Raw genomic sequence first — 22,453 nt, 5'->3', positions numbered from 1 at the left:
GGCGGCAAGCCGGCCCGCGAGGCGATGGAGGCGGCCCGGGCGCGCATCGCTGCCATCGACGGCGACATGGTGGCGCTCGAGGACAGGCGCGACGAGCGGGCCAAGGGCGTTCGGGACCTGGCGCAGGGAAGCGACCCGGCGTTCAGCACGGCGGTCAACGGCCTCGCCGAAGCGCTGGGACGGGAGGATATCCAGACCCTGCTGGCGGCCGCACGCACCACCCAGACCGGGCAGGACGACACCATCGTCAAGCAGATCGACGAGGTGCGCCAGCGCGCCGCCGAGGAAGAGACGGACAGCCGCGAACAGCGGGCACGGCTGAAGACGCTGGCGGCGCGGCGACGCGAACTCGAGGACATCCAGTACGAGTTCAAGAAGCAGGGCTTCGACAATCCGCGCTCGAGCTTCCGGGAGGACAGCCTGGTGGGCGACCTGCTCACCGATTTCCTGCGCGGCGGGATCAGCGCGGCGGACTACTGGGGACAGTGGCAGCGCAGCCAGAAGTGGTCGGGCGGCAGCCGGGCGGAGCCGCGTCGCCAGGAGCCGGCACCGAGCGGCTTCACCTGGCCGGATTCGAGCTTCGGCGGCGGCACGAGCAGCCGTCGCCAGGGCGGCTTCGGGGGAAGCTGGGGCCGCCTGCCGGGAGCAGGCGGCGGCGGCTTCGGCGGCAGCCCGGGCAGCAGCGGCGGCTTTTCGCGGCCGCGGACGGGATCGAGCGGCAATCGCACCAGCGGCGGCTTCAAGACCGGCGGCGGCTTCTAGGGCGAGACACGCATCGTCGCGAGTACAGCGGTCGCCACAGCGGAAGCAGCCGCGCCCACCCATAGCGAGGGAGTGGGGGGTATTGCCCCACCCACGGTGTCATTCCCGCGATAGCGGGAACCTCCGCTTGCACGCGATCCCACTCACGCAAACCGAGAGGGGCAAACGGCGATCCCCGCTTTCGCGGGGATGCCCCGGTGAGAGAACGAGGTATGGGGGTGGCCCGGCCGGTACCGCAGGCTCGATGTCATCCCGGCGCAGGCCGGGACCCAGCACCTTGCAGACGGGATGCATCTCAGGATGGGCCCCGGCCTCCGCCGGGGTGACCGCGGTGGGGGTGGCACAATGGTGCCCCACACATGAGGCTAGGGTGAGGGCCTACCCCGAATGTCCATCGCAGGCCGGCACCGTCTCGATCGAGGCGGCCGCCAGCACGTCCTCGACGGACCGATCGGCGAGCAGCGGCGCGAGGCCGGAGGCGCCGGGAAGGGCGACGAGAACCGAGACGCTGACTCGCGCCGGGTCGATCTCGGCGGTGCGGCAGAGGCCGGGGCTCAGCGACAGCGTCATGGCGGTGTTGCCCGGCGGCAGGGCTCTCGCCCATTCCTGGGCCGCGCGAATGGACGCCTGGTCGGCGCCGGAGAAGCCGAAAAAGTAGTAGCTGCGCCCGTCGGCGGGCGGCGGCAGGGCATCGGCGAGGTCGGAGGCATCGGCGGCAACCAGGGCGGCGCGGATATGGCGCCCGCCATCGGCCGGGGCAGCAAAGTCGAGGCTGACCACCGAGCCCTGCCGGACCGGTTCCAGGGACGCCGGCAGGTCGAAGACCAGCAGCAGGCTGGCGATATCGTCGTCGAGATGATCGAGCGGGCGCGGGCGCGCCGCCGGGTCCAGCGACAGCGACGCGCACCCGGCCAGCGCCAGCAGCGCCGCAAGCCCTCCCGCGCGCCAAAGACTGCCCACTGCGACTCCTCCCCTGCGGGTCGCAGTCTAGCGCCTTATGCGTAGTCCCGGAATGCCCGCCGCGGCGAGGGACGATGTCCCGGCGCGAAGCCGGCTCAGCCGAAGACGCTGGCGCCGCGATCGGCGGTGCCGACCAGGGCGCGGAAGCCGGCAAAGAGCTCGCGGCCCATGCCGTGGTGATCGCGGCGAAGGTCCTCGGTGGCGGGGGTGCGGGAGAAGAACTCCCTTTCGTCGCCGATGAAGGCGAGCGTGCCCGCGTCGGCGTCGAGGCGGAGCAGATCGCCGTCGCGGATCTTGGCGATGGCGCCGCCGTCGCCGGCCTCGGGCGTCATGTGGATGGCGGCGGGGATCTTGCCCGATGCTCCCGACATGCGGCCATCGGTGACGAGCGCGACCTTGTGCCCGCGATCCTGCAGGATGCCGAGCGCCGGGGTGAGCTTGTGCAACTCCGGCATGCCGATCGACCTGGGGCCCTGGAAGCGGACGACGGCGACGACGTCGCCGGTGATCTCGCCCGCCTTGAAGGCGGCGAGCATGCCGTCCTGCGTGTGGAAGACCCGTGCCCGTGCCTCGACCACGCGGTTCTCCGGCTTGACCGCGGAGACCTTGATCACCGACTTGCCCAGATTGCCGGACAGGACCTTGAGGCCGCCATTCGGCGAAAAGGCCTGCCGGACCGGGGCGAGGACCTTGGGGTTGCCGGACTGGACCGGGGACGGCTCGAAGACCAGCTTGTCCTCGGCAAGGCGCGCCTCGACCGCGTAGCCCGAGAGCCCCTGCCCCCAGACAGTCCTGACGTCCTCGTGCAGGTACCCCGCCTCGAGCAGCTCGCGGATGAGAAAGCCCATGCCGCCCGCGGCGTGAAAGTGGTTCACGTCGGCGACGCCATTGGGATAGACGCGGGCGAGCAGGGGCACGGCTGCGCTGAGGTCGGACATGTCCTCCCAGGTGACATGCAGCCCGGCGGCGGCGGCGATGGCGACAATGTGCATGGTGTGGTTGGTCGAGCCGCCGGTGGCGAGCAGACCGACCATGCCGTTGACGATGGCCTTCTCGTCGATGACGTGGCCGATCGGGGTGTAGTCGTTGCCCTCGGCGGTGAGCGAGAGGGCCCGGCGGGTGGCCTCGCGGGTCAGCGCCTCGCGCAGCGGGGTGCCCGGATTGACGAAGCTGGCGCCCGGCAGATGCAGGCCCATGATCTCCATCAGCATCTGGTTGGAGTTTGCGGTGCCGTAGAAGGTGCAGGTGCCCGGCGAGTGATAGGACTTGGCCTCGCTCTCGAGCAGTTCGGCGCGGCCGACCTTGCCCTCGGCATAGAGCTGGCGGACCTTGGCCTTCTCGTCGTTGGAAATGCCGGTGGGCATCGGGCCGGCGGGGACGAAGACGGCCGGCAGGTGCCCGAAGGTCAGCGCGCCGATCATCAGGCCGGGAACGATCTTGTCACAGATGCCCAGATAGACGGCGGCATCGAACATGTTGTGGCTGAGCGCGATGGCGGTCGACATGGCGATGACGTCGCGGGAAAACAGGCTGAGGTCCATGCCCGGCTGGCCCTGGGTGACGCCGTCGCACATGGCGGGCACACCGCCGGCGACCTGGGCGGTGGCGCCGATCGAGCGGGCCGCGTCCTTGATGATGTCGGGATAGGTCGCATAGGGCTGATGGGCGCTCAGCATGTCGTTGTAGGAGGTGACGATGCCCAGGTTCAGCGCCTTCGAACCGGCGAGCTTGGCCTTGTCGCCGGGGGCGCAGGCGGCAAAGCCGTGGGCGAGATTGCCGCAGGCCAGCGCGGCGCGGTGCACCCCCTTGACCCGCGCGCCCTCGATGCGATCGAGGTAGTCGCGGCGCGAGGCGGCGCTCCGGGACGCGATGCGCTCGGTGACTTCATGGACGGTCTTGACGACGTTCATCTCGAACTCCTTGGGGGAAGCACGAGGCCGGCGGGCAGCGGACAAACCGTTGCCGGACGCGGGCCTACGGGCTCCAGAAGATGGTCAGAGGGGTCCGGCTCTGGCGCAGGACGGCGCGGACGGGCATGTCCTCGATCGCCCCCTCTGCCGATGCCCTTTCGAGCACGCCGGCCTTTTCCTCCCCTTCGATATGCAGGTAGAGACCGCTGGTATCGAGCAGGCGCTCAAGCACCAGCGTCACCCGGGGTTCCCCCGCCCCCGGGGCCCGGATGGCGATGGCCGGTCCCTTGCCGGTCAAGGCCGCGGCGAGACTGTCGCCTCCGGGGAAGAATGACGCGGTGTGGCCGTCGCTGCCCATGCCGAGGATGACCGCGTCGAACGGCCTCGGCAGATCATTGACCAGCATGTTGGTCCGGGCGATGGCGGCATCGTCCGGCGCCTCGCCACCGGTATGGAGCGGGACAAAATGGGCGATCGCGGCCGGCCCCTGCAACAGACGCTCGTTGACCAGGCCGGCATTAGACCGGTCCGAAGTCTCCGGAACCCAGCGCTCGTCGACGAGCGTGACGATCACCTTGCCCCAGTCGATATCGCGGCGGCGGCCAAGAACCGAGAAGAAGCGCGCGGGAGTGGAGCCCCCCGAGACGGCCAGCACCGCCCTGCCCCGCGCGGCGATGCCGTCGTTGAGGCGCTCGGCAACCGTCTCGGCCAGCGCCAGCGCCAGGTCCTCCTTGGTGCCGAAGCTGCGCCGCGTCACGTTCAATGCCCGTCCTCGTGCCAGGTGCGGCCATCGCGCTCGATCAGGGCGATGGCGGCAGTCGGCCCCCAGGTGCCCGCCGTGTAGCTCTGCGGGGCGTCGGTGGAGGCATCCCAGCCGTCGCGGATGGGATCGACCCACATCCAGGCGGCCTCCAGTTCGTCACGGCGCATGAACAGCGTCTGCTGGCCGCGGATGACATCGAGCAGCAGGCGCTCATAGGCCTCCGGAGTGCGATCGGCGAAGGTCTCGGCAAAGCTCAGGTTCAGCGGCACCTCGCGCAGGCGCATGCCGCCCGGGCCGGGGTCCTTGATCATCATCAGCAGCTTGACGCCCTCGTCGGGCTGGATGCGGATGACCAGCCGGTTCGGCCGCGGCGCCCCCTCGGCATGATCGAAGATCGAATGCGGAATATGGCGGAACTGGATGACGATCTCGGAGGCGCGGCTGGGCAGCCGCTTGCCGGTGCGGATGTAGAAGGGCACGCCCGACCAGCGCCAGTTCTGGATCTCGGCCTTGACGGCGACAAAGGTCTCGGTGCGCGAGCCCTTCTTTTCGACCGGCAGTTCGTCCTGGTAACCGGCGACGGCGGCACCGTCGACGCTGCCGCCGCGATACTGCCCGCGCACGGTGACGCGCGGCACGTCCGGACCTGTCACCGGCTTCAGCGAGCGCAGCACCTTGAGCTTCTCGTCACGCAGGGCATTGGCGGCATCGGAGGCCGGCGGTTCCATGGCGACGAGGCAGAGCAGCTGGATGATATGGTTTTGCACCATGTCGCGCAGCGCACCGGACTCGTCGTAGTAGCCGCGAGTGCCCGCGCCGACCGACTCGGCGACGGTGATCTGCACGTGATCGATGTGGGCCGAGTTCCAGATCGGCTCGAACATGATGTTGGCGAAGCGCAGCGCCAACAGGTTCTGCACCGTCTCTTTGCCCAGATAATGATCGATGCGGTAGACCTGATCCTCGTGGAAGATCTTCGACACTTCGTCGTTGATCGCGATCGAAGAGGCGAGGTCATGGCCGAGCGGCTTCTCGATGACCACGCGGGCATCGCGCCGATAGTACTTGCGCTTGTGGATGTACTCGCAGGTCGGACCGAACAGGTCGGGGGCAATGGCGAGGTAGAAGGCGCGCACCACCTTGGGATCGTTTCGCAGGTTCTTGCTGAGGTCGCCCCACTTGGCCTCGTCGGTGACGTCGTTGGCGATGTAGGAGCAGACCGACACGAACCGATCGATGGTGGCCGCGTCCTGGTAGCCGGATTCAACGAAGGCGGCGATCGACTCGCGCACCAGCGTCTGGAAGTCGGCATCGCTGAGCTTGGAGCGCGAGACACCGATGATCCGGCTCTGCTCATCGAACTGGCCATCCTTGAAGCGGTGGTAGAGTGCCGGAATGAGCTTGCGCTTGGTCAGGTCGCCGGTCGCACCGAACACCACGTAGTCGAACGGCTGGACGGGGATGATGCGGCTGGACACGCTCTTGAGGCTCCTGTCGAGGTAGTTCATGCGATACTCAGTCGGTAATCGTCAGGCGGGGGGAAAGTTCTGCCTGGCAAGGATGACGGCCCCGTGCAGCGGCTCGTGCATGGGGCGGACGATGAACTCGCCGTAGCGGGCGATCAGCAGCGGGTAGAGCCTGGTGCCGAAGCCGCCGACGGCGGCCATGGTGCGCGCCCCGCGGGCCTTGAACCAGTTCACATAGGCATCGATGTAGCCAAGCTCGATCTCCATCAGCCGCAGCGCGACCGGGTCGCCCTTGTCGTAGAAGTCGAAGAACAGCGGGATGAGAGCGCCGAACTCGGCCGGTGCCCGGCCCAGCAAGGTGGAGGGGGCGCCGGCGGCGGCCGTCAGCGGGCCGCGCGGATCCTGAGGGAAGGACCAGTCCATCACCGCATCGATGCTGCCGCCGAGCCGGGCAATGACGGCGCTGGTGAGCTCGGACGCCGGAACCAGCCCATCGGCGGCCTCGACCGCATAGCGCACCAGTTCGCGACCGAGGATCGCCCCCGACATCTGGTCCCCGATATGGAAGCCCCAGCCGCCGCACTGGTGGCGCTGGCCGTCGACCATGGCGAGGGCCGCCGAGCCGGTGCCCACGATGATCACCGCGCCGTCGGCGCCACCATGCGCACCGGCGCGGGCGATGTCGATGTCGTCATAGACCCGGACATTGGCGAACGGCCATTGCCGCTGTTCGAAGGCGGCGCGGGCCGAAGGGAGACGCCCGCCCGCCATGCCGAAGCACGCATGGGTGTTGGCTGTTTCGGCGAAATCGATGCCGGCCTTGGCGAAGACCTCGCGCGTGCCTTCGGTGATCGAGCGGTAGGCCGGTTCGCCGCCCTCGATCTGCAGGTTCGATCTGCCCCCGCCTGCATCGGCGAGGGTTTGCAGGTTCTCGTCGGCGAGGCGGATACGGCAATTGGTGCCGCCACCATCCACCCCGAGATAGTACCTAGGCACGAGCGGCACTCTCCACGTCTCTTGGCTGGCCGACCCAGGGGCCCCCGAGTCCGGCGCGGACCATAATGCCAAAGACCTCTAGACGAAAGTAGAATAAGCGATGGGCCGCGTCACGGAAGCGATCCGCCTGCATGGCACGCATGCGTGGACGGCACGGGCTCGGGATCGATACAGCGCCCGGCGCGTTGCGCTAGAATGCCCCGGCGGTGGCGAGGAGACGGAACATGGGACACGTGCTGGTGCTGGGAGGGGCCCGCTCGGGCAAGACCGGCTTTGCGGAGCGGCTCGCCATGCGGGCCGGGGAACGGCCCGCGTACCTGGCCACGGCCGAGGCGCTAGATGCCGAGATGCGGGAGCGGGTCGCCGCGCATCGGCAGCAGCGGGCGCACCAGTTCACCACCATAGAGGAACCGCTCCGGTTGAGCGCTGCGATCCGCCGGGCGGCGAGGCAGCACGATGCGATCCTCGTCGACTGCCTGACGCTATGGATCACCAACCTGCTGATCGCCAACGAGGATGTCGCCGCCGCGGTCGACGAGCTGGTGACGACCTTGCGCGAGACGGTCGACGCGCGGGCGATCCTGGTTTCCAACGAGGTCGGGCTGGGCATCGTGCCCGACAATGCCATGGCCCGCACGTTCAGGGACCTGGCCGGCGCGGCCCACCAGCGGCTCGCCGAAATCTGCGACGATGCCTATTTCGTCGTCGCGGGCCTGCCGCTGGTGCTGAAGGGAAGGCCAGCGGAGACGGAGCCCGCCCCGCGCCGGGTGCACGAGGCCTGACGGTCAACCCAGCTGCCAGGCGAGCACGGCGGCGACGGCGGTGATGGCAAGGACAAGGTCGAGCATCCTCCGATAGAGCCGGAGCGCGTGCTCGATATCGTCCGGTCCCAGGTCGGCGCGGCCGTCGCCGAAGGCGGGCAGATCGACGATCTCCCCGCCATAGCTGCGCGGCCCGCCGAGGCGAAAGCCGAGCGCGCCGGCAAAGGCGGCCTCGGGCCAGCCCGCATTGGGGCTGTCGTGCCTTGGCGCATCGCGCAGCGCCGTGGACCATGCGACCGTCGGCCGACCGCCTCGGACGAAGAGGGCGGCCATTGCCACGAGCAGCGCCGTCAGCCGGGCCGGGACGAGGTTCAGCAGGTCGTCGAAGCGGGCGCTGGCCCAGCCAAAGGCGAGATATCGCTCGGTCTTGTGGCCGATCATCGAGTCGGCGGTATTGACGGCCTTGTAGAGGGCAATCCCGGGCAGGCCGCCGACAACCAGCCAGAAGAGCGGAGCGACGATGCCGTCGGAGCTCGACTCGGCGAGGCTCTCGATGGCGGCGCGCGCCACTCCGGCCCGGTCGAGCGCCTCGGGGTCGCGGCCGACGATGTGGCTGACGGCGGACCGGCCGTCGGGCAGGGAGCGACGCAGGCCGGCCGCGACATCGGCCACGGTACGGCGGAGGGAAGACTGGGCCAGCAGACTCGATGCGAGCCCGGCTTCGAGCACCCAGCCGAACGGGATGAGCCGGCACAGCCAGGCGAGCGGAACGGTGACGAGCGCGGTGGCGGCCAGCAGCAGGACCAGCGCCAGCACGCCCCGGGCCCTGCGCCCTGCTCCGCGGTTGAGCCGCCGATCGAGGCGATCGATGAGGGCGCCCATCCAGGTCACCGGGTGTCCGATCGCCCTGAACAGCGGTTGCGGGTAGCCGGCGAGGCGCTCGACAAGCAGAGCGAGCGGGGCGAGCAGGGCCTCCATCCGTCACGGCCCCGGCGGGCGGGCCAGCGCCAGCAGCCGGTCGAGATCGAGACCGGCCTCGAGATGCCAGGCGAGGAGCTGCAGGGTCTGGTCGATGTCGCGCTCATAGGACTGCTCGCCCAGTGTCGCGGCGCCCAGTGAACCGAGGAAGGCGCGGCGGAAGCCGTCGGCCGCGAACAGGCCGTGCAGATAGGTGCCCATCACCAGGCCGTCGCGGCTGATGGCGCCCTCGGCCCGGCCCGCAACTGTCGCAAAGGGGTTGTCGCAATCCTCACCCCGGGTCTCGCCCATGTGGATGTGGTACCCCTCGATCGCTTCGCCGGTGGGGTTGTGGCGGGCGGTCTCGAGGCGGAGCTGCTTGCTCTCGCCGAGCCTCGTGTCAACGCGCAGCAGCCCGAAGCCGTCGACCGCCCGGGGCAGACCTTCGATGCCGAGGGCATCCTCGATCCGCTCGCCCAGCATCTGGTAGCCACCGCAGATGCCGAGGATCGGCCGACCCCGCCGGTGATGCGCCATGATGTCGATGCCCCATCCTTCCTGTTGGACGAAGCGGAAATCGTCGATAGTCGCCTTGCTGCCGGGGAGGACGATGAGGTCCGCCTCGGGGATGGGGTCGCCCCGACGCACCATCACCACCTCGACGCCGGGTTCGGCGCGCAGGGGATCGAGATCGTCGAAATTGGCGATGTGCGGCAAGTGCGGCACGGCAATGACGAAGGGGCCGCCACCGCGTTCCCGCTGCTTCGCCAGGCCGAGGGAATCTTCGGCGGGCAGGCGGTCCGCCCGGTCGAACCAGCGCACCGGCCCGAGGCACGGCACGCCGGTCCTTGCGGCGATCATGCGCAGACCGTCGTCGAACAGGGTCGGATCGCCCTGGAACTTGTTGACCAGCGTGGCGGCGATCAGCCGGGCGTCTTCGGCATCGATGACGGCGAAGGTGCCGACCAGCGAGGCGATGACCCCGCCGCGCTGGATGTCGCCGATCAGCACCACCGGCAGGTTGCGGGCGCGGGCGAAGCCGAAATTGGCAATGTCCCCGTGGCGGAGATTGATCTCGGAGGCGCTGCCGGCGCCCTCGACCAGGACCAGGTCGGCATCGGCCGCGAGGCTGTCATACGCCTCGAGCACGCTCGGCAGGAAATCTCCGCGTTTCGCCCAGTACTCCCGCGCCGGCATGGTGGCGATGCGCCTGCCACGCACGATCACCTGCGAGCCGGCCTCGTGCTCGGGCTTGAGGAGGACGGGGTTCATCGCCGTCACGGGGGCGCGACGGGCGGCGCGCGCCTGCAGCATCTGCGCCCTGCCGATCTCTCCGCCATCGACGGTCACGCCGGCATTGTTCGACATGTTCTGCGGCTTGAAGGGCGCAACACGCAGCCCGCGATCTGCAAAGGCGCGGCAGAGGCCGGCGACGATCAGCGATTTGCCGACGTCGGAGCCGGTCCCCATGAACATCAGCGATCTGGCAGGCATGCGAGGCATTTCCCTAGAACGGCGCGGTGTCGATGACGTGGGCATAGGAGCCCATCACCCGGCCGACCACCAGACCCATTGGCGGCAAGGACTCGCCCAGCGCGTCGGTGGCGGCGAACAGCGGGGTGCCGTGCGTGCGCCGTGCCGAAGAATAGTGGAACTCATGGCCGGCAAGTTCGGCTGGGAAGGGCAACGGGCTGCGGTGAGCGAGACGACGATAGCCTAGGACGCGCTTCGGCCGGTCGATGCGGGTCTCGTGCGGCAGCAATCCGGCCATGGAATAGGCGGTGCCGGCCCTGTCGGTGAGGGTGGTGCCGAGCACCATGAAGCCGCCGCACTCGCCGTAGAGGAGCGCGCCGCGGGCCGACGCGGCGCGCAGGCCGGCGATGAACCGGGAGGCCTGCGCCAGCTGCGCGGCGTGCAGCTCGGGATACCCCCCCGGGAGGAAGATTGCATCGGCCGCGGCCTCGGGTGCTTGGTCCGCGAGCGGGGAAAAGAAGGTCAGCTCGGCGCCCGCGCCGCGCCAGTCGGCGAGGATATGGGGATAGAGAAAGGCGAACGCCGCGTCGCGGGCGATGGCGATTCGCCCGCCGAGCGGGGGCAGGCGCCGCGCGGGTGCCGATACGCCCGCCCCGGCCAGCGGCGTCGAAAGCGCGAGGAGACGATCGAGATCGAGGTAATCCTCGACCGCTTCGGCCGCGGCGGAGACCACCGCATCGAACCGGGCGACCTCATCGGGGAGGACGAGGCCCAGGTGGCGATCCGGCAGCACGAGCCCTTCGCGCCGGGGGATGACGCCGAGCAGCGGCACGGCGGAAGACGCGAGCGCTGTGCGCAGCATGGCCTCGTGGCGCGCCGAGGCGGCGCGGTTGACGATCAGGCCGGCGACGCGAACGTCGCTTCGCCACGTGACGAAGCCGTGGGCCAGCGCGGCGATGGACTGGCTCTGGCGCTCGGCATCGAGCACGAGAATCACCGGCAGGCCGAGGGCGGCCGCCAGATCGGCGGTGCTGCCCCGGCCGTCGGCGGCGCCGTCGAAAAGCCCCATGACCCCTTCGACGAGGAGCAGGTCGGCATCCGGCGAAGGCGCGGCGGCGAGGGCCGCGAGGCGCGGCCCTGACATGGCCCAGGGATCGAGGTTGACCGCCGGCCGGCCGGCGACGCGCGCGAGGATCGCGGTGTCGATGTAGTCCGGGCCCGTCTTGGCGGGCGCCACGGCCAGGCCGCGTGCCCGCAGGGCGGCGGCGATGCCCAGCGTCAGCGTGGTCTTGCCGGAACCGGACCGGGGCGCGGCGATGACGAGGCCGTTCATGCGGGAACCCCGGAATCGCCACAGCGCATCCCCGGCGCGAGCCGCCGGGCCGCAGACCAGGACACACCGCGGGAAGGCGCAGAATTCTTCTGCGCTTCCTTGGGGCTAGTGCCTATAGTGCGGCGGAAGGGCTGGCCACCGAGCGTACCGGCACGGCCGTGCCGGAGGCAGCGAGCCCACGCATTCCGCTTGCCGACTCTGTGTCGCGTGAGGGAAGCGTGGTAGCGAAGCGCCTGGCTGGCGGCGCCGCGGCGATCGTCGTGCCGGCGGGCAGTTGCAGCGGCGCGATCGCAGGGGGAAACGACTGGGCGATGAGAATCCTGATCCTGGGCGGGACGGAAGAGGCGCGACTGCTGGCGGAACGGCTGGTGGCGATGGGCCACGAGGTCACGACGTCTCTCGCCGGACGGACCAGCGATCCACTGCTGCCCAGGGGCAATGTGCGGGTGGGCGGCTTCGGCGGGGCCGACGGGCTCGCGGGCTTCCTGAAGGCCGAGCGCATCGACCGGCTGGTGGATGCGACCCACCCCTATGCCGCAGAGATCAAGGCCGGCGCGGTGAAGGCCGCGCAACTTGCCGAAGTGCGGCTGGTCCGCTTGGTGCGACCGGCCTGGCACGAGCCGCAATATGCGTTCTGGAAGCACGTGGCATCGCCCCAGGAAGCGGCCGCGAGCCTGCCCAAGGGGGCACGGGTGCTGCTCACGGTTGGCCACACGCATCTCGAGGTCTACCTCGCCCGAACCGACTGCAGCTTCGTCGTCCGCTCGATCGAGCCGCCGGAGAAACCCCTGCCGGTGAATGCCGCCATGCTGGTCGCGCGGCCGCCGTTCTTCCTCGGGGGCGAACTGGCGCTGCTGCAGGAGCAAGGCATCAGCCACCTGATCTGCAAGAACTCCGGTGGCGTGCAGACGGAAGCGAAGCTGGCGGCGGCACTGCAGCTGCGCCTGCCGGTGATCATGATCGCCAGACCGGCACTGCCCCCGGCGCATGAGGTGCCGACCGTCGGACAGGCCATTGCCGCGCTGCGGCTCGACCGCGCCTAGGCTCACGGGGCGGCCCTGAGCTTCTTCTTGCCGGCGTTGCGCAGCACGTGGGCGAACCCCTCGTCGTAGAGCCGCGACGCGCGAAACGCGGTCTCGCCGAACACCCGGCCGACGAGGATGAGGGCCGTGCGCGTCAACTTCTCCTGCCTGACACGGGCCCGCATCTGGCTGAGCGTCGTGTGGATCACTTCCTCGTCCGGCCAGGTGGCCCGGTAGACGATCACCACCGGGCAATCAGCACCGTAATGGGGCGTCAGCGCCGTCTCCACGTAGGCAAGGTTGCGGATCGAGAGATGAATGCAAAGCGTCGCCCTCGACTGGCCGAGGACCTCGAGACTCTCGCTCTGCGGCATGCTCGACGCCTTGCCGGAGGTGCGGGTGAGGATGATGGTCTGAGAAATCTCCGGCAGGGTCAGCTCCGCCGCCAGCTGCGCGGCGGCGCCGGCAAAGGCCGGCACGCCGGGCACTACCTGGTAGTCGATTCCCAGCGCATCAAGCCGCCGCATCTGCTCGGCCACTGCGCCGTAGATGGATGGATCGCCCGAGTGGACGCGAGCGACATCCTTGCCTTCGTCATGGGCTTTGTTGATTTCGTCAATGATCTCGTCGAGATGCATCGACGCCGTGTCGCGCACGAGGGCCCCGGGCGGCGCCGATGCGACAATCTCCGGCGGCACCAGCGAACCGGCATAGAGACAGACCTCGCAGCGCTCGATCAGGCGCTGCCCGCGCAGGGTGATCAGGTCGGGAGCACCCGGCCCCGCACCGATGAAATAGACGGTCACTGGTGCTTCCTTGCGTAGCCGCGCGGCGTGTAGGCGACGAGGCCGTTGCCGCGCTGAAAGATGCGGGACGACGAGGCACCGATGATGACAATCGTCAGCATGTCGACCTCGCTGGCGTCGAAGTGCTGCAGTTCGACGACGCGCACCGTCTCGCTCGGCCGTCCCAGGTTGGAGCCGATGACCACAGGGGTCTGCGGTGGTCGATGCTCGGCAAACAGCCGGCGGGCGGCGTCGAGCAGATCGGTGCGACGCTGCGAGCGCGGATTGTAGAGCGCCGTGACGAAGTCGGCGGTGGCCGCTGCCTCGAGCCGCGCCAGGATCTGCTCGCGCGGGGTGAGAAGGTCGGAGAGCGAAATGCAGCAGAAATCGTGGCCGATCAGGGCTCCGGCCGCGGCGGAGGCGGCCTGGAAGGCCGAAATGCCGGGATGAACCTCGAGGTTGACGCGCCGCGCCACCGGAGAGACGGCGCGCTCGCCTTCGGCATCGAGCAGTTCGCAGGCGAGCGCCGCCATGGCGTAGATCTGGGAGTCACCCGAACAGATCAGCGACACGACCTTGCCGGAACCGGCGAGCTCCAGCGCATGGCGGACACGCGGCTCCTCCTCGCCCAGATCGTAGCGATGCTCGGTCCGACCGGCCCGCAGGTCGGCGACGAGATCGAGATAGAGGCCGTAGCCGACCCAGTCGGTGCTGGCCTCGAGCGCGGCAATGGCGGCAGCGGTGCGGAAGGCGGCGGCACCCGGTCCGACGCCCACCAGGTGGAGGAGTCCCGGCGGCCGGCCGAACCTGGCGGTATCGATGGGACGCGGCGCCCGCCCGATGGCGCAGGTCACGCGCTTCGACTTGATCTTGGGAGCGACCAGCGGTCCGGCCTTGAGGGCCGCCGCTTCCGCAACGCTGGGCGTGCCCACGGTCTCTTCGACGTAGTCGGAAGGCGACTTGAGCCGGTAGCGCTCCTGGCTGAGCTCGGTCGCCGAGAACAGCCTGAACGGCACACCGAAATGCGCCGCGGCGCCGAGCAGCGCCGGCTCGTCGGCCTTGATGTCGATCGAGGCGATGGCGGCGAGGCTCTCGGGCGCGAGATCGCGGTTGTCGAGGGCGAGGTCGATCATCTCGATCACCTCCTCGGTGCTGACGCCTCGTTCGCAGCCGACGCCGGCGACCAGCGTGCGCGGATGATAGACGATACCGCGCTCGATGCGGCCCCGGTGCTCGCTGACCAGCACCTTGACCGCGCCCATCGAGGAAACCGGATAGCCTGCTTCCGCCAGGAAGGGCGCATAGCCTTCGACCTGCAGCTTGGCGCCGAGCAGCATGGCCATCATGGCCGGACGAGCATCCTGGGGGGTGCCGAGTGTCCACCCCGGCGGAGGTTCGTCGAGCGCGAGCGCGAACCTGCTGTCCGAGGCGGTGGTTATGGCGGCGTGTCCGCCAAGCGACACGGCCAGGTCGCGCGCCAGCCGGTTGGCGCCGCGGTGCCCGCCGAGCAGCGGCACGATCGCGGCGGCATCGTGGGACACGGCCAGCACCGGGGGCTCGACCGACTTGTCGGAAAGTGAGGGCGCGAGCAGCCGGATGAGGATGCCCGCAGCGCAGACCCCGATGATCGGACGCCCCTCGCGGAACAGCCGGGGCAGCAGGACCGACGCATCGGCGGCATCGCCCCCGCAAACGCACAGATCGCCGCCGACGGCGTCGACGATGCGCGCGGCGACTTCCCGGCCGGAATCGGAGAACACGATGACGGCCGGTTTCACGAGGCGACGCTCCAAGCTTCGACGCCACGATAGCAGAGGATGGTCGAGAAATACGGGCGCTCGCCATGGGCGAAGGCGACGAGGGGGGTGACCCGCTGCCGACCGGTGGTGGCGTGCTCGACCACCATGGCGCCCTCGGCATGGCCCGTTTCGACGAGCAGGGACCGAATGCGGTCGAAGTGCCGCCCGACCTTGATGATGGCGACCGCGGGGGCGACGGCCAGTTCGGCGCGCAGCACCGCGTCCTCGAGCGGCGCGGGCAGCACCTTGAGCGTCTCGTTGCGCGCGGCAAGCGGCCGACCGATCGCCGCGGCCGCCGCCGTCAGCGAGGTGACGCCGGGAATGACCACGACCGGGGCGATGCCGGCGACCCGACCGACGAGATACATGGCCGAGCCATAGAACAGCGGATCACCCTCGCACAGCCAGGCGACATCGCGACCGGCCCGGAGGTGATCGACAATGCGCGCGGCCGCGTCGTCGTAGGCGGCCTGTGCCGGCCCTCGCTCGCGGGCCATCGGGATGGAGCAGGGCAGACGCAGTGCCGCGGGATTGACGTAGCCGCCGGCGATATCGAGGGCGAGCGCTGCGCCGTCGCCGGTCGAGGGATAGGCCACGACGGCGACGGCGCCGAGACAGCGGACCGCCTTGAGGGTCAGCAGTTCCGGATCGCCGGGGCCGACCCCCACGAGGAACAGCGTCGCGGTCATGGCGACACGACCAGCCCGTGCAATGCCTTGGTGACCGACCACTGCGTCACCGCCATGCGCGGCTTGAAGGCGCGGTGGCCGCCGACGCGATCGAGCGTCGACACCTCGATGCGCACCAGTTCGCCCCCGAGCTGGAGGTGCCGCGAATAGAGCGCATGCTCACCATCGAGCGTGACGGCATTGGCCACCAGGCGGCCGCCCGGCTTGAGGGCACTCCAGCAGGCATCGAAGAGGTCGTCATTGCCGACGTCGCCGCCCATGAACACGGCATCGGGCGGCGTGCGGCGAGCAAAGCTCGCGGGCGCCTGCTCGCCCTCGATCTCGATATGCGGCACACCCAGGGCCGCGGCGTTGACGGCGATCATCTGCATGCGCTCGCCATCGCGCTCGAAGGCAACCGCCATCGCTTCGCGCACCGATCGCATCCACTCGATGGCGACGGAACCTGAGCCTGCGCCGACATCCCACAGCACCGCCCCGGGAAACGGGGCGAGCTTGGCGAGGGTGGTGGCCCGCACCTCGCGCTTGGTCAACTGGCCGTCATTGACGTAGCTCTCGTCCGGCAGGCCCGGCACGACGGGGAGGAGCGGCGCGGTGAAATCCGGCACGCACTCGATGGCCAGCACATAGAAATCGCCGACCCCATGGGTGTCGAAGGCATCAGCCTCCTCGGTGGTGATCCGCTCTTCGGCGGCACCGAGGTTCTCGAGCGTGGTGAGGTGACTGCGCCCGTAGCCGCGATCGGTCAACAACTCGATGGCGAGGTCGACCGTGGTATGGTCAGAGGTCAGGGCGAGGATGCGATTGCCCGGCTGCAGGTGCGGGTGCAACAGTTCCACCGGCCGGCCGTGCAGCGACAGGGTCGTGACGGCCTGCAGCGGCCAGTGCAGGCGCGCGGCCGCCAGCTGGAAGGCCGAGGGGTGGGCGTGCACGACATACTCGGAGGCAACCAGATAGCGGGTCAGGGTGGCCCCGATGCCGAACCACATCGGATCGCCCGAAGCCAGGATGACGGTGGGAGTCCCGCGCAGCCGCATCACCTGATCGATCATCGACTCAAGCGGCGGTTCCCACTCGATCAGCGTGCGGCCATCGGCATAGCTGGCGGACGAGGCGGGTTCCGCCGGCTCGCCCGACAGGGCCCGCGCCACCGCCTCGAAACTGCGCTTCGAAACGAACTCCGGGTTGAACAGGTCACCGCTGGCCCCCGCGCGGTTGACCGGCTCGACACCGGCGAGGAACCGGGCCGGACCCATGACCACCTCGGCATAGCCGAGCAGCAGCTTGAAGGCAGGCGGCAACTCGCTCGGCCCGCGTTCTCCAACCCCGACAATATGCAGCCAGGCCGTCATGCGGAGAGGCCTTTCGTCATCGCATTGAGCGCGGCACTGGCAATGGCAGACCCTCCCCGCCGACCGCGCACCGTCAGATATGGAATAGAAAGCCGGTCGGCAGCGAGCAAGGCCTTGCTTTCCGCGGCGCCGACAAAGCCGACGGGTGTGGCAATAATGGCCGCCGGACGCGGCCCCTTGTCTAGAATCAGGTCGATGAGGCGGAACAGGGCGGTCGGCGCGTTACCGATGACGACCACGGCGCCGGCAAGGCGCGGGCGCCACAGGTCCACCGCGGCGGCGGACCGTGTAGTTGCGAGCAACCGCGCCAGTTCGGCAACGTTCTGCGCACCCAGGGTCACGATGAGTTCGGTCGCCTCGGGCAATTGCCGGCGGATGATGCCGGCCCGCACCATCTCGCAGTCGCACAGCACCGGCGCGCCCGCCTGCAGCGCCTCCATCGTCGCGGCGACCACGCGCGGATCGCCCTCGATATCGGCGGCAAGGTCAACCATGCCCGAGGCATGGATCATGCGAATGGCGACATCGTGGAGCACCTCCGGCAGATGCGACAGATCGGCTTCGGCCCGGATGACGGCAAAGCTCTCCCGATAGATCGCATCCGGATCGCGGAGGTAGGCCGTCACTCCTCGACCGCCTCCCGCGCCAGCCGGCCCGGGACCTTGGGCAGGGTGCGGGGGCCCAGCGGGTGGTCGGCATGCGGATAGGGATGGTGATGATGCTCCGCGTGGCCATGCGCATGCTGCCCGGTCCCGTGCGGGTGGGCGTGGGCGTGCGAGTGCGGCTGGACGGCTCCGAGACGGACCGGCAGCGCGGCCTGATCGGCCAGCAGGGCGTGGCGGGCCGCAGGGTGAGCGTGAGTGTGGGGATGCTCGTGCCGATGGGCGTGGTCATCATGCCCGTGCAGCGGCGTCCAGGGCAGACCGTGCCTCAGGCAGAAGGTCTCATCCCGACACGAGCTGTCGCAATCGCCCTTGCACGGGCAGTTCTCCAGTCCGCCGCCAATGCCCTCGACGTGATGATGGTGGCTCTCCTGCCGGAGTCCCACCTCCGCCTCGAAGCCCAGCACCTGCTCGCGGTACTTGCACATGGCGCAGTTCATGAGGTTCTGCCCGACGAGTATCTCCCTGATGCGGTCGAGGAAGGTGTCGATCACCAGGGGGTGGTCGTTGAGATAGGGCGCGTCGAGGATCTCGATGTGCGGGTGGCGGATGCGCGCCTCGGCGGCGGCATCGTAGATGCGCTTGACCAGCACGCCGGTGAACAGGAAGTAGGGGAAGACGACGATGCGGCGGTAGCCGAGCCTCGCGGCATGCTCGAGCGCCGGCGCCACGAGAGGAAAGGTGACGCCCGAATAGGCGACTTCGCCCCAGCCGAAGCCCATGCCCTCCCACAGCATGCGCATCACCTTGGCGACGTTCGAGTTGGCGTCCGGATCGGACGCACCGCGCCCGACGACGAGCAGCAGCGTCTCGGTCCGCGGGATGGCGGCGGGCGCGGCATCGATCGCCTCCTGCACGCGGTCGCCGGCAGCGCGCAGCATCCTCAGATCGACGCCGAGTTCGCGCCCGTAGGTGATGGTCAGGCCCGGGTGCGACGCCTGGTAGGTGTTGAGCACGGAGGGGATGTCGTTCTTGGCATGGCCGGCGGCAAACAGCATGCCGGGCACGGCCAGGATGCGGTCGAGCCCCCGGGCCCGCAGGCGATCGAGGCCGTGGTGAATCACCGGGTTGGCGAACTCGAGGTAGCCGTACTCGACCGGCACGCCCGGGAGGCGTTCGCGCAGCCGTTCGGCCAGAACGGCGAACTCGCCGACGGCGCGCTGGTTGCGGCTGCCGTGGCCGCAGAGCATGATGCCGGTACCGGCGGGCAGGTCAGGAAGGATCGTCATTCTCGCCTCGGATTTGGGCAGGCGTTCCGCCCACCTCGATTGAGGCAGAGTTCGCAAAGACTCATCCGCGAGCACCGGGCTTGGTCCCCGATTTGGGTCGACCGCACCGGACGTGAATTTCAGTCCCTTGAGGAACGCTGCGCTATCAAGGGGTTGTAGTCAGCCGCCGGATTGGGGTCAAACGATTCCCGGCCAGATCGGAACGCTTCTCAAAATCACTGGCAAATACAGAGGCTTGCCACTCCTGGACGGACGGTCTATTGGCCGGCAATGGCGACGGGACGGACGAGCGTGGCAGTGAAGGTGGCCTTCGGCAGTCTCGCCGTCGGCCTGCTGGTGCTTGCGCTCAAGGCCTTCGCCGCATGGGCGACAGGATCGATCGCGCTCTACTCGGATGCCCTCGAGAGCGTGGTCAACGTCGTCACGGCCGCCGTGGCCCTGGCCGCGGTGCGGCTTTCGGCGCGGCCGGCCGACGCCAGCCTGCCCTATGGCTACCACAAGGCCGAGTACTTCTCGGCGGTCATCATCGGCATCTTCATCGCCGTGGCGGCGATCGTGATCTTCCGCGAAGCCTATTCCGGCTTTGTCGCGCCGCGCGGCTTCCGGCTCGACCCGACCGGCGTTGCGGTCAGCATCGTCGCATCGGCGCTCAACGCCGTCTGGGCCTATTGGCTGATCCGGCTGGGCAGGCAGGAGAAGTCGCCGGCGCTGAGCGCCGATGGCCGGCACCTCATGACGGACGTCGTCTCGACCCTCGGCGTCCTGCTCGGCGTCGTCCTCGCGGCGACCACGGGGTGGACGCAACTCGATGCCATCCTCGCCGCCCTCGTGGGTGTGACCATCCTGTGGTCGGGCTGGCAGCTGATCAGGCACAGCGTCATCGGGCTCATGGACGTGGCGGTGGAACCGCGGACGCTGACGCTGATCCGCGAGATCATCTCCGCCAATGCCGAAGGCGCCATCGAGGCGCACGACATCCGCACCCGGCAGGCGGGCAAGATGATGTTCATCGAATTTCACCTTGTGGTGCACGGGGCGATGAGCGTCGAAACGGCGCACGGGATATGCGACCGGATCGAGGCCAAGCTGCGCGAAGCCGTGGACAGCGCCCAGATCACCATCCATGTCGAGCCCGAGAGCAAGGCGAAGCACTCGGGCATCGTGGTGCTGTAGCGCTGTGGCCCGTCAATGCGCCGCCGCGCAGTGCTGATGGTCGGACAGCACTTCGACGATCCGGCACTCGGCGACGGTGCCATGCCTGCCGCCCGAGAGCATTGCGACCAGTTCGCCGCGCAACCGCGTCAAGCTGGCGATGCGCTCGTCCACCTCGGCGAGGTGGGCCCGCGCCACCGCGTCGACATCGGCACAGGGGGCCTGGCTGCAGCCGACGAGACGGAGCAGCGAGCGCAGCGACTCCATGGAGAACCCCATGTCGCGGGCATGGGCGACCAATTGCAGCCGATCGAGTTCGGCCCGCCCGTAGCGACGCTGGTTGCCCGCGGTGCGGGGCGGCGCCGGCAGCAGGCCGACGGCCTCGTAGTAGCGGATGGTGGGGACCTTGACGCCCGACCGCCGGCTGAGTTCACCGATCGACAAATGCTGCATCGGGCCCCTTGAACCTCCAGTGACTGGAGGGATTATGTGGAGTGCCCGAGAGGTTTCGCAAGCGGATTGACGATGAGCGACGGGCATGAACACGCGGCCAGCTTCGATGGCATGAACGACACCTACCGGCGGCGGCTGCTGATCGTCACCGCCGTCAATATCGGCATGTTCGTCGTCGAGATGACGGGCGGGCAGCTCTCCGGCAGCAAGGCGCTGCAGGCCGACGCAATGGATTTTTTCGCCGACGGCGTTACCTATGCGCTCAGCTTCTGGGCGATCGGCAGGCCGACGCGGGTGCGGTCCGGAGCGGCCCTGCTCAAGGGGATCAGCCTGCTGCTGATGGGGCTGTGGGTGGCGGCGACGACGCTCTACCAGTTCCTGCTGTTCGGCGTGCCGGACGGCGAGGTGATGAGCATCATCGGCCTGCTGGCGCTCGGCGCCAACCTGTTCTCGGTCTGGCTGCTGGCGGCCTACAAGGATGGCGATGCCAATGTCCGATCGGTCTGGCTGTGCAGCCGCAATGACGCCGTCGGCAACGTGGCCGTGGTGGTGGCGGCCGGCCTCGTGGTGCTGTTCAACTCGGGTGCGCCGGACCTGATCGTCGCCGGCGTGATGGCCGCCCTGTTCCTCAGTTCGGCCTGGCAGATCCTGCGGCAGGCCCTGCGCGAGTGGGGACATGCGGGCGCGCAAGACGGGCACGACCATCCGCATTGACCGGGGCGGTCCGGTTCGGCAGAGTTTCGCCATGCGTATGACGGTTGTCCTGCTGGTTCTGGCAGTGCTCGGCGCACCGGCGTTCGGCGCGGACTGGGGCCACTACCGCAACGAGCGATTCGGCCTCGAGGCCGAGGTGCCGCCGGGATTCCTCCCGGGCGATCCGCCGGCCAATGGTGACGGGCTCTCGTTCCGCTCCGGCGGGGCCAGCCTGACGATCGCCGGCTCGTTGCTGATCGAGGGCGCATTCGAGGCGGCGGTTCGCCAGCAGATCGGCTTTGACGCGCAGGAGCACTGGGCGGTGACCGATCAGCGCGTCACTCCGAGCTGGGCCAGCTGGTCGGGCGTCCTCAACGGGCACGTTCTCTACGTGCGCGCCATTCCGATCTGTGGCGGGGCCGGAATCGGCACGCTCCGGCTGACCTATGCGGAAACGGAAATCGCCGCCTTCGACCCGGTGATCGACCGGCTCGTCCGTTCGTTGCGCGACAGCGGCGAAGGCTGGCAGTGCTGAAGGCGCCTCGACGGTCCGGAGACGATCTGACACGATCCGGGAGCCCGAGCCGGGGCGGCAGCGGACGGCTTGGCCCGCGTGTGGCGGGTCAGAACTCGATGCCTGGCTGGGCCTTCACGCCGGAGCGGAACGGGTGCTTGATCTCGGTCATCTCGGTGACGAGGTCGGCGATCTCGATCAGCTCGTCCTTGGCGTTGCGCCCGGTGACGATGACGTGGGTGTCGCGTGGCTTGTTGCGCAGGACCTCCAGTACCTCCTCGAGTGGCAGGTAGTCGTAGCGCAGCACGATGTTGAGTTCGTCGAGCAGGATGAGCTTGTAGGCTGGATCGGCGATGAGCGCCTTGGCCATTTCCCAGGCGCCGCGGGCGGCGGCGAGGTCGCGCTGGCGGTCGGCGACATCCCAGGTGAAGCCTTCGCCCATGGCCCTGATGGTGACCTGGTCAGGGAATTTCTCCAGCACGTCGCGCTCCCCGGTACCCCAGGCGCCCTTGACGAACTGCACCACGCCGACCTTGAAGCCGTGGCCGATGGCGCGGAATACCATGCCGAAGGCGGCCGTGGATTTGCCCTTGCCCTTGCCGGTATGGACGATGAGCAGCCCGCGCTCCTCGGTCTTGGTGGCGAGGATCTTGTTCCGCGCCTCCTTCTTCTTGCGCATCTTGTCGGCGTGATAGGCGTCACGCTCCGCCTCGGTCATCAGG

General features: G+C 69.1%; 21 protein-coding genes and 1 pseudogene. 6 read left to right on the top strand and 16 right to left on the bottom strand.

What is annotated here, in order from left to right; translation table 11 throughout:
• Positions 1-762 (top strand): annotated as a pseudogene (locus ACE3TU_RS02770) (hypothetical protein); the annotation flags it as partial.
• A gap of 378 nt (positions 763-1,140) precedes the next feature.
• Here ACE3TU_RS02770 and ACE3TU_RS02765 read toward each other — a convergent pair.
• The 5 genes from ACE3TU_RS02765 to ACE3TU_RS02745 form a co-directional block, all read right to left on the bottom strand.
• Positions 1,141-1,722: a hypothetical protein gene (locus tag ACE3TU_RS02765; protein ID WP_374619931.1), complete on the bottom strand. Its 582-nt coding sequence runs from the start codon at positions 1,720-1,722 to the stop codon at positions 1,141-1,143.
• A 95-nt stretch (positions 1,723-1,817) separates the two neighbouring features.
• A complete protein-coding gene (edd, locus tag ACE3TU_RS02760) occupies positions 1,818-3,632 on the bottom strand; it encodes a phosphogluconate dehydratase (RefSeq protein ID WP_374619928.1) in 1,815 nt (604 codons plus the stop codon).
• Between the two features lie 64 nt (positions 3,633-3,696).
• Positions 3,697-4,389: a 6-phosphogluconolactonase gene (gene pgl / locus ACE3TU_RS02755; RefSeq protein ID WP_374619940.1), complete on the bottom strand. Its 693-nt coding sequence runs from the start codon at positions 4,387-4,389 to the stop codon at positions 3,697-3,699.
• Positions 4,390-4,391: 2 nt separating this feature from the next.
• Complete coding sequence (gene zwf, locus ACE3TU_RS02750) at positions 4,392-5,873, bottom strand: glucose-6-phosphate dehydrogenase (RefSeq protein WP_374619938.1); 1,482 nt, start codon at positions 5,871-5,873, stop codon at positions 4,392-4,394.
• A gap of 51 nt (positions 5,874-5,924) precedes the next feature.
• The gene (locus tag ACE3TU_RS02745) at positions 5,925-6,866 is read right to left on the bottom strand and encodes a BadF/BadG/BcrA/BcrD ATPase family protein (RefSeq protein WP_374619926.1); all 942 of its coding nucleotides are present in this window, start codon (positions 6,864-6,866) and stop codon (positions 5,925-5,927) included.
• Between the two features lie 215 nt (positions 6,867-7,081).
• Between ACE3TU_RS02745 and cobU the strand changes: the two genes are divergently transcribed.
• Positions 7,082-7,639: a bifunctional adenosylcobinamide kinase/adenosylcobinamide-phosphate guanylyltransferase gene (gene cobU / locus ACE3TU_RS02740; protein WP_374619923.1), complete on the top strand. Its 558-nt coding sequence runs from the start codon at positions 7,082-7,084 to the stop codon at positions 7,637-7,639.
• A gap of 3 nt (positions 7,640-7,642) precedes the next feature.
• Here cobU and cbiB read toward each other — a convergent pair whose 3' ends face one another.
• From cbiB to ACE3TU_RS02725, 3 genes are read right to left on the bottom strand one after another with little or no spacing between them, the layout of a single operon-like run.
• Complete coding sequence (gene cbiB / locus ACE3TU_RS02735) at positions 7,643-8,596, bottom strand: adenosylcobinamide-phosphate synthase CbiB (RefSeq protein WP_374619920.1); 954 nt, start codon at positions 8,594-8,596, stop codon at positions 7,643-7,645.
• Between the two features lie 3 nt (positions 8,597-8,599).
• On the bottom strand, positions 8,600-10,069 hold the full coding sequence (locus ACE3TU_RS02730) for a cobyric acid synthase (RefSeq protein WP_374619917.1): 1,470 nt from the start codon (positions 10,067-10,069) through the stop codon (positions 8,600-8,602).
• Between the two features lie 13 nt (positions 10,070-10,082).
• Positions 10,083-11,381 carry a cobyrinate a,c-diamide synthase gene (locus tag ACE3TU_RS02725; protein WP_374619915.1) on the bottom strand — a complete coding sequence of 433 codons (1,299 nt, stop codon included), beginning with the start codon at positions 11,379-11,381 and terminating at the stop codon, positions 10,083-10,085.
• A 218-nt stretch (positions 11,382-11,599) separates the two neighbouring features.
• On the opposite strand from ACE3TU_RS02725, the gene ACE3TU_RS02720 reads away from it, so the two are divergent.
• The gene (locus tag ACE3TU_RS02720) at positions 11,600-12,424 is read left to right on the top strand and encodes a cobalt-precorrin-6A reductase (protein WP_374619913.1); all 825 of its coding nucleotides are present in this window, start codon (positions 11,600-11,602) and stop codon (positions 12,422-12,424) included.
• Positions 12,425-12,426: 2 nt separating this feature from the next.
• On the opposite strand, the gene cobM is transcribed toward ACE3TU_RS02720, so the two are convergent.
• From cobM to ACE3TU_RS02690, 6 genes are read right to left on the bottom strand one after another with little or no spacing between them, the layout of a single operon-like run.
• On the bottom strand, positions 12,427-13,209 hold the full coding sequence (gene cobM, locus ACE3TU_RS02715) for a precorrin-4 C(11)-methyltransferase (RefSeq protein WP_374619911.1): 783 nt from the start codon (positions 13,207-13,209) through the stop codon (positions 12,427-12,429).
• Positions 13,206-14,966, bottom strand: a complete 1,761-nt coding sequence (locus tag ACE3TU_RS02710) for a cobalamin biosynthesis protein (protein ID WP_374619908.1) — start codon at positions 14,964-14,966, stop codon at positions 13,206-13,208. The genes cobM and ACE3TU_RS02710 overlap by 4 nt, the downstream gene beginning before the upstream one ends.
• Entirely contained in the window at positions 14,963-15,676 is a 714-nt protein-coding gene (gene cobI, locus ACE3TU_RS02705) for a precorrin-2 C(20)-methyltransferase (protein WP_374619906.1), read from the bottom strand. The genes ACE3TU_RS02710 and cobI overlap by 4 nt, the downstream gene beginning before the upstream one ends.
• Complete coding sequence (gene cbiE, locus ACE3TU_RS02700; RefSeq protein ID WP_374619903.1) at positions 15,673-17,028, bottom strand: precorrin-6y C5,15-methyltransferase (decarboxylating) subunit CbiE; 1,356 nt, start codon at positions 17,026-17,028, stop codon at positions 15,673-15,675. Before cbiE ends, cobI begins: the two co-directional genes overlap by 4 nt.
• The gene (locus tag ACE3TU_RS02695; protein ID WP_374619900.1) at positions 17,025-17,654 is read right to left on the bottom strand and encodes a precorrin-8X methylmutase; all 630 of its coding nucleotides are present in this window, start codon (positions 17,652-17,654) and stop codon (positions 17,025-17,027) included. The genes cbiE and ACE3TU_RS02695 overlap by 4 nt, the downstream gene beginning before the upstream one ends.
• On the bottom strand, positions 17,651-18,919 hold the full coding sequence (locus ACE3TU_RS02690) for a sirohydrochlorin chelatase (protein ID WP_374619897.1): 1,269 nt from the start codon (positions 18,917-18,919) through the stop codon (positions 17,651-17,653). The genes ACE3TU_RS02695 and ACE3TU_RS02690 overlap by 4 nt, the downstream gene beginning before the upstream one ends.
• 270 nt (positions 18,920-19,189) lie before the next feature.
• Here ACE3TU_RS02690 and ACE3TU_RS02685 point away from each other — a divergent pair, with 270 nt between their 5' ends.
• Positions 19,190-20,092: a cation diffusion facilitator family transporter gene (locus tag ACE3TU_RS02685; RefSeq protein WP_374619894.1), complete on the top strand. Its 903-nt coding sequence runs from the start codon at positions 19,190-19,192 to the stop codon at positions 20,090-20,092.
• Positions 20,093-20,104: 12 nt separating this feature from the next.
• On the opposite strand, the gene ACE3TU_RS02680 is transcribed toward ACE3TU_RS02685, so the two are convergent.
• Positions 20,105-20,524 carry a helix-turn-helix domain-containing protein gene (locus tag ACE3TU_RS02680; protein ID WP_374619891.1) on the bottom strand — a complete coding sequence of 140 codons (420 nt, stop codon included), beginning with the start codon at positions 20,522-20,524 and terminating at the stop codon, positions 20,105-20,107.
• A gap of 72 nt (positions 20,525-20,596) precedes the next feature.
• Here ACE3TU_RS02680 and ACE3TU_RS02675 point away from each other — a divergent pair, with 72 nt between their 5' ends.
• Both ACE3TU_RS02675 and ACE3TU_RS02670 read left to right on the top strand, forming a co-directional pair.
• A complete protein-coding gene (locus ACE3TU_RS02675) occupies positions 20,597-21,238 on the top strand; it encodes a cation transporter (protein ID WP_374619888.1) in 642 nt (213 codons plus the stop codon).
• Positions 21,239-21,269: 31 nt separating this feature from the next.
• On the top strand, positions 21,270-21,752 hold the full coding sequence (locus tag ACE3TU_RS02670; RefSeq protein ID WP_374619886.1) for a hypothetical protein: 483 nt from the start codon (positions 21,270-21,272) through the stop codon (positions 21,750-21,752).
• An 88-nt stretch (positions 21,753-21,840) separates the two neighbouring features.
• Here the strand turns inward: ACE3TU_RS02670 and cobO are convergent, their stop codons facing one another.
• Entirely contained in the window at positions 21,841-22,449 is a 609-nt protein-coding gene (gene cobO / locus ACE3TU_RS02665; protein WP_374619936.1) for a cob(I)yrinic acid a,c-diamide adenosyltransferase, read from the bottom strand.
• Between the last annotated feature and the right edge of the window lie 4 nt (positions 22,450-22,453).

This window comes from Devosia sp., assembly GCF_041917035.1.
GTDB lineage: Bacteria > Pseudomonadota > Alphaproteobacteria > Rhizobiales > Devosiaceae > Devosia_A.
Note: the sequence above shows the minus strand (reverse complement) of the source record. Positions and strands in the feature narration are given on the sequence as shown.

What these genes read in the sequence shown, in the direction of transcription:
- ACE3TU_RS02690 (WP_374619897.1), bottom strand. Translation starts at nt 18,919, where the DNA reads ATGACGATCCTTCCTGACCTGCCCGCCGGTACCGGCATCATGCTCTGC.
- cbiE (WP_374619903.1), bottom strand. Translation starts at nt 17,028, where the DNA reads ATGACGGCCTGGCTGCATATTGTCGGGGTTGGAGAACGCGGGCCGAGC.
- ACE3TU_RS02725 (WP_374619915.1), bottom strand. Translation starts at nt 11,381, where the DNA reads ATGAACGGCCTCGTCATCGCCGCGCCCCGGTCCGGTTCCGGCAAGACC.
- ACE3TU_RS02685 (WP_374619894.1), top strand. Translation starts at nt 19,190, where the DNA reads ATGGCGACGGGACGGACGAGCGTGGCAGTGAAGGTGGCCTTCGGCAGT.
- ACE3TU_RS02680 (WP_374619891.1), bottom strand. Translation starts at nt 20,524, where the DNA reads ATGCAGCATTTGTCGATCGGTGAACTCAGCCGGCGGTCGGGCGTCAAG.
- cbiB (WP_374619920.1), bottom strand. Translation starts at nt 8,596, where the DNA reads ATGGAGGCCCTGCTCGCCCCGCTCGCTCTGCTTGTCGAGCGCCTCGCC.
- cobU (WP_374619923.1), top strand. Translation starts at nt 7,082, where the DNA reads ATGGGACACGTGCTGGTGCTGGGAGGGGCCCGCTCGGGCAAGACCGGC.
- edd (WP_374619928.1), bottom strand. Translation starts at nt 3,632, where the DNA reads ATGAACGTCGTCAAGACCGTCCATGAAGTCACCGAGCGCATCGCGTCC.
- ACE3TU_RS02670 (WP_374619886.1), top strand. Translation starts at nt 21,270, where the DNA reads ATGCGTATGACGGTTGTCCTGCTGGTTCTGGCAGTGCTCGGCGCACCG.
- cobI (WP_374619906.1), bottom strand. Translation starts at nt 15,676, where the DNA reads ATGACCGCGACGCTGTTCCTCGTGGGGGTCGGCCCCGGCGATCCGGAA.
- cobO (WP_374619936.1), bottom strand. Translation starts at nt 22,449, where the DNA reads ATGACCGAGGCGGAGCGTGACGCCTATCACGCCGACAAGATGCGCAAG.
- ACE3TU_RS02730 (WP_374619917.1), bottom strand. Translation starts at nt 10,069, where the DNA reads ATGCCTGCCAGATCGCTGATGTTCATGGGGACCGGCTCCGACGTCGGC.
- ACE3TU_RS02675 (WP_374619888.1), top strand. Translation starts at nt 20,597, where the DNA reads ATGAGCGACGGGCATGAACACGCGGCCAGCTTCGATGGCATGAACGAC.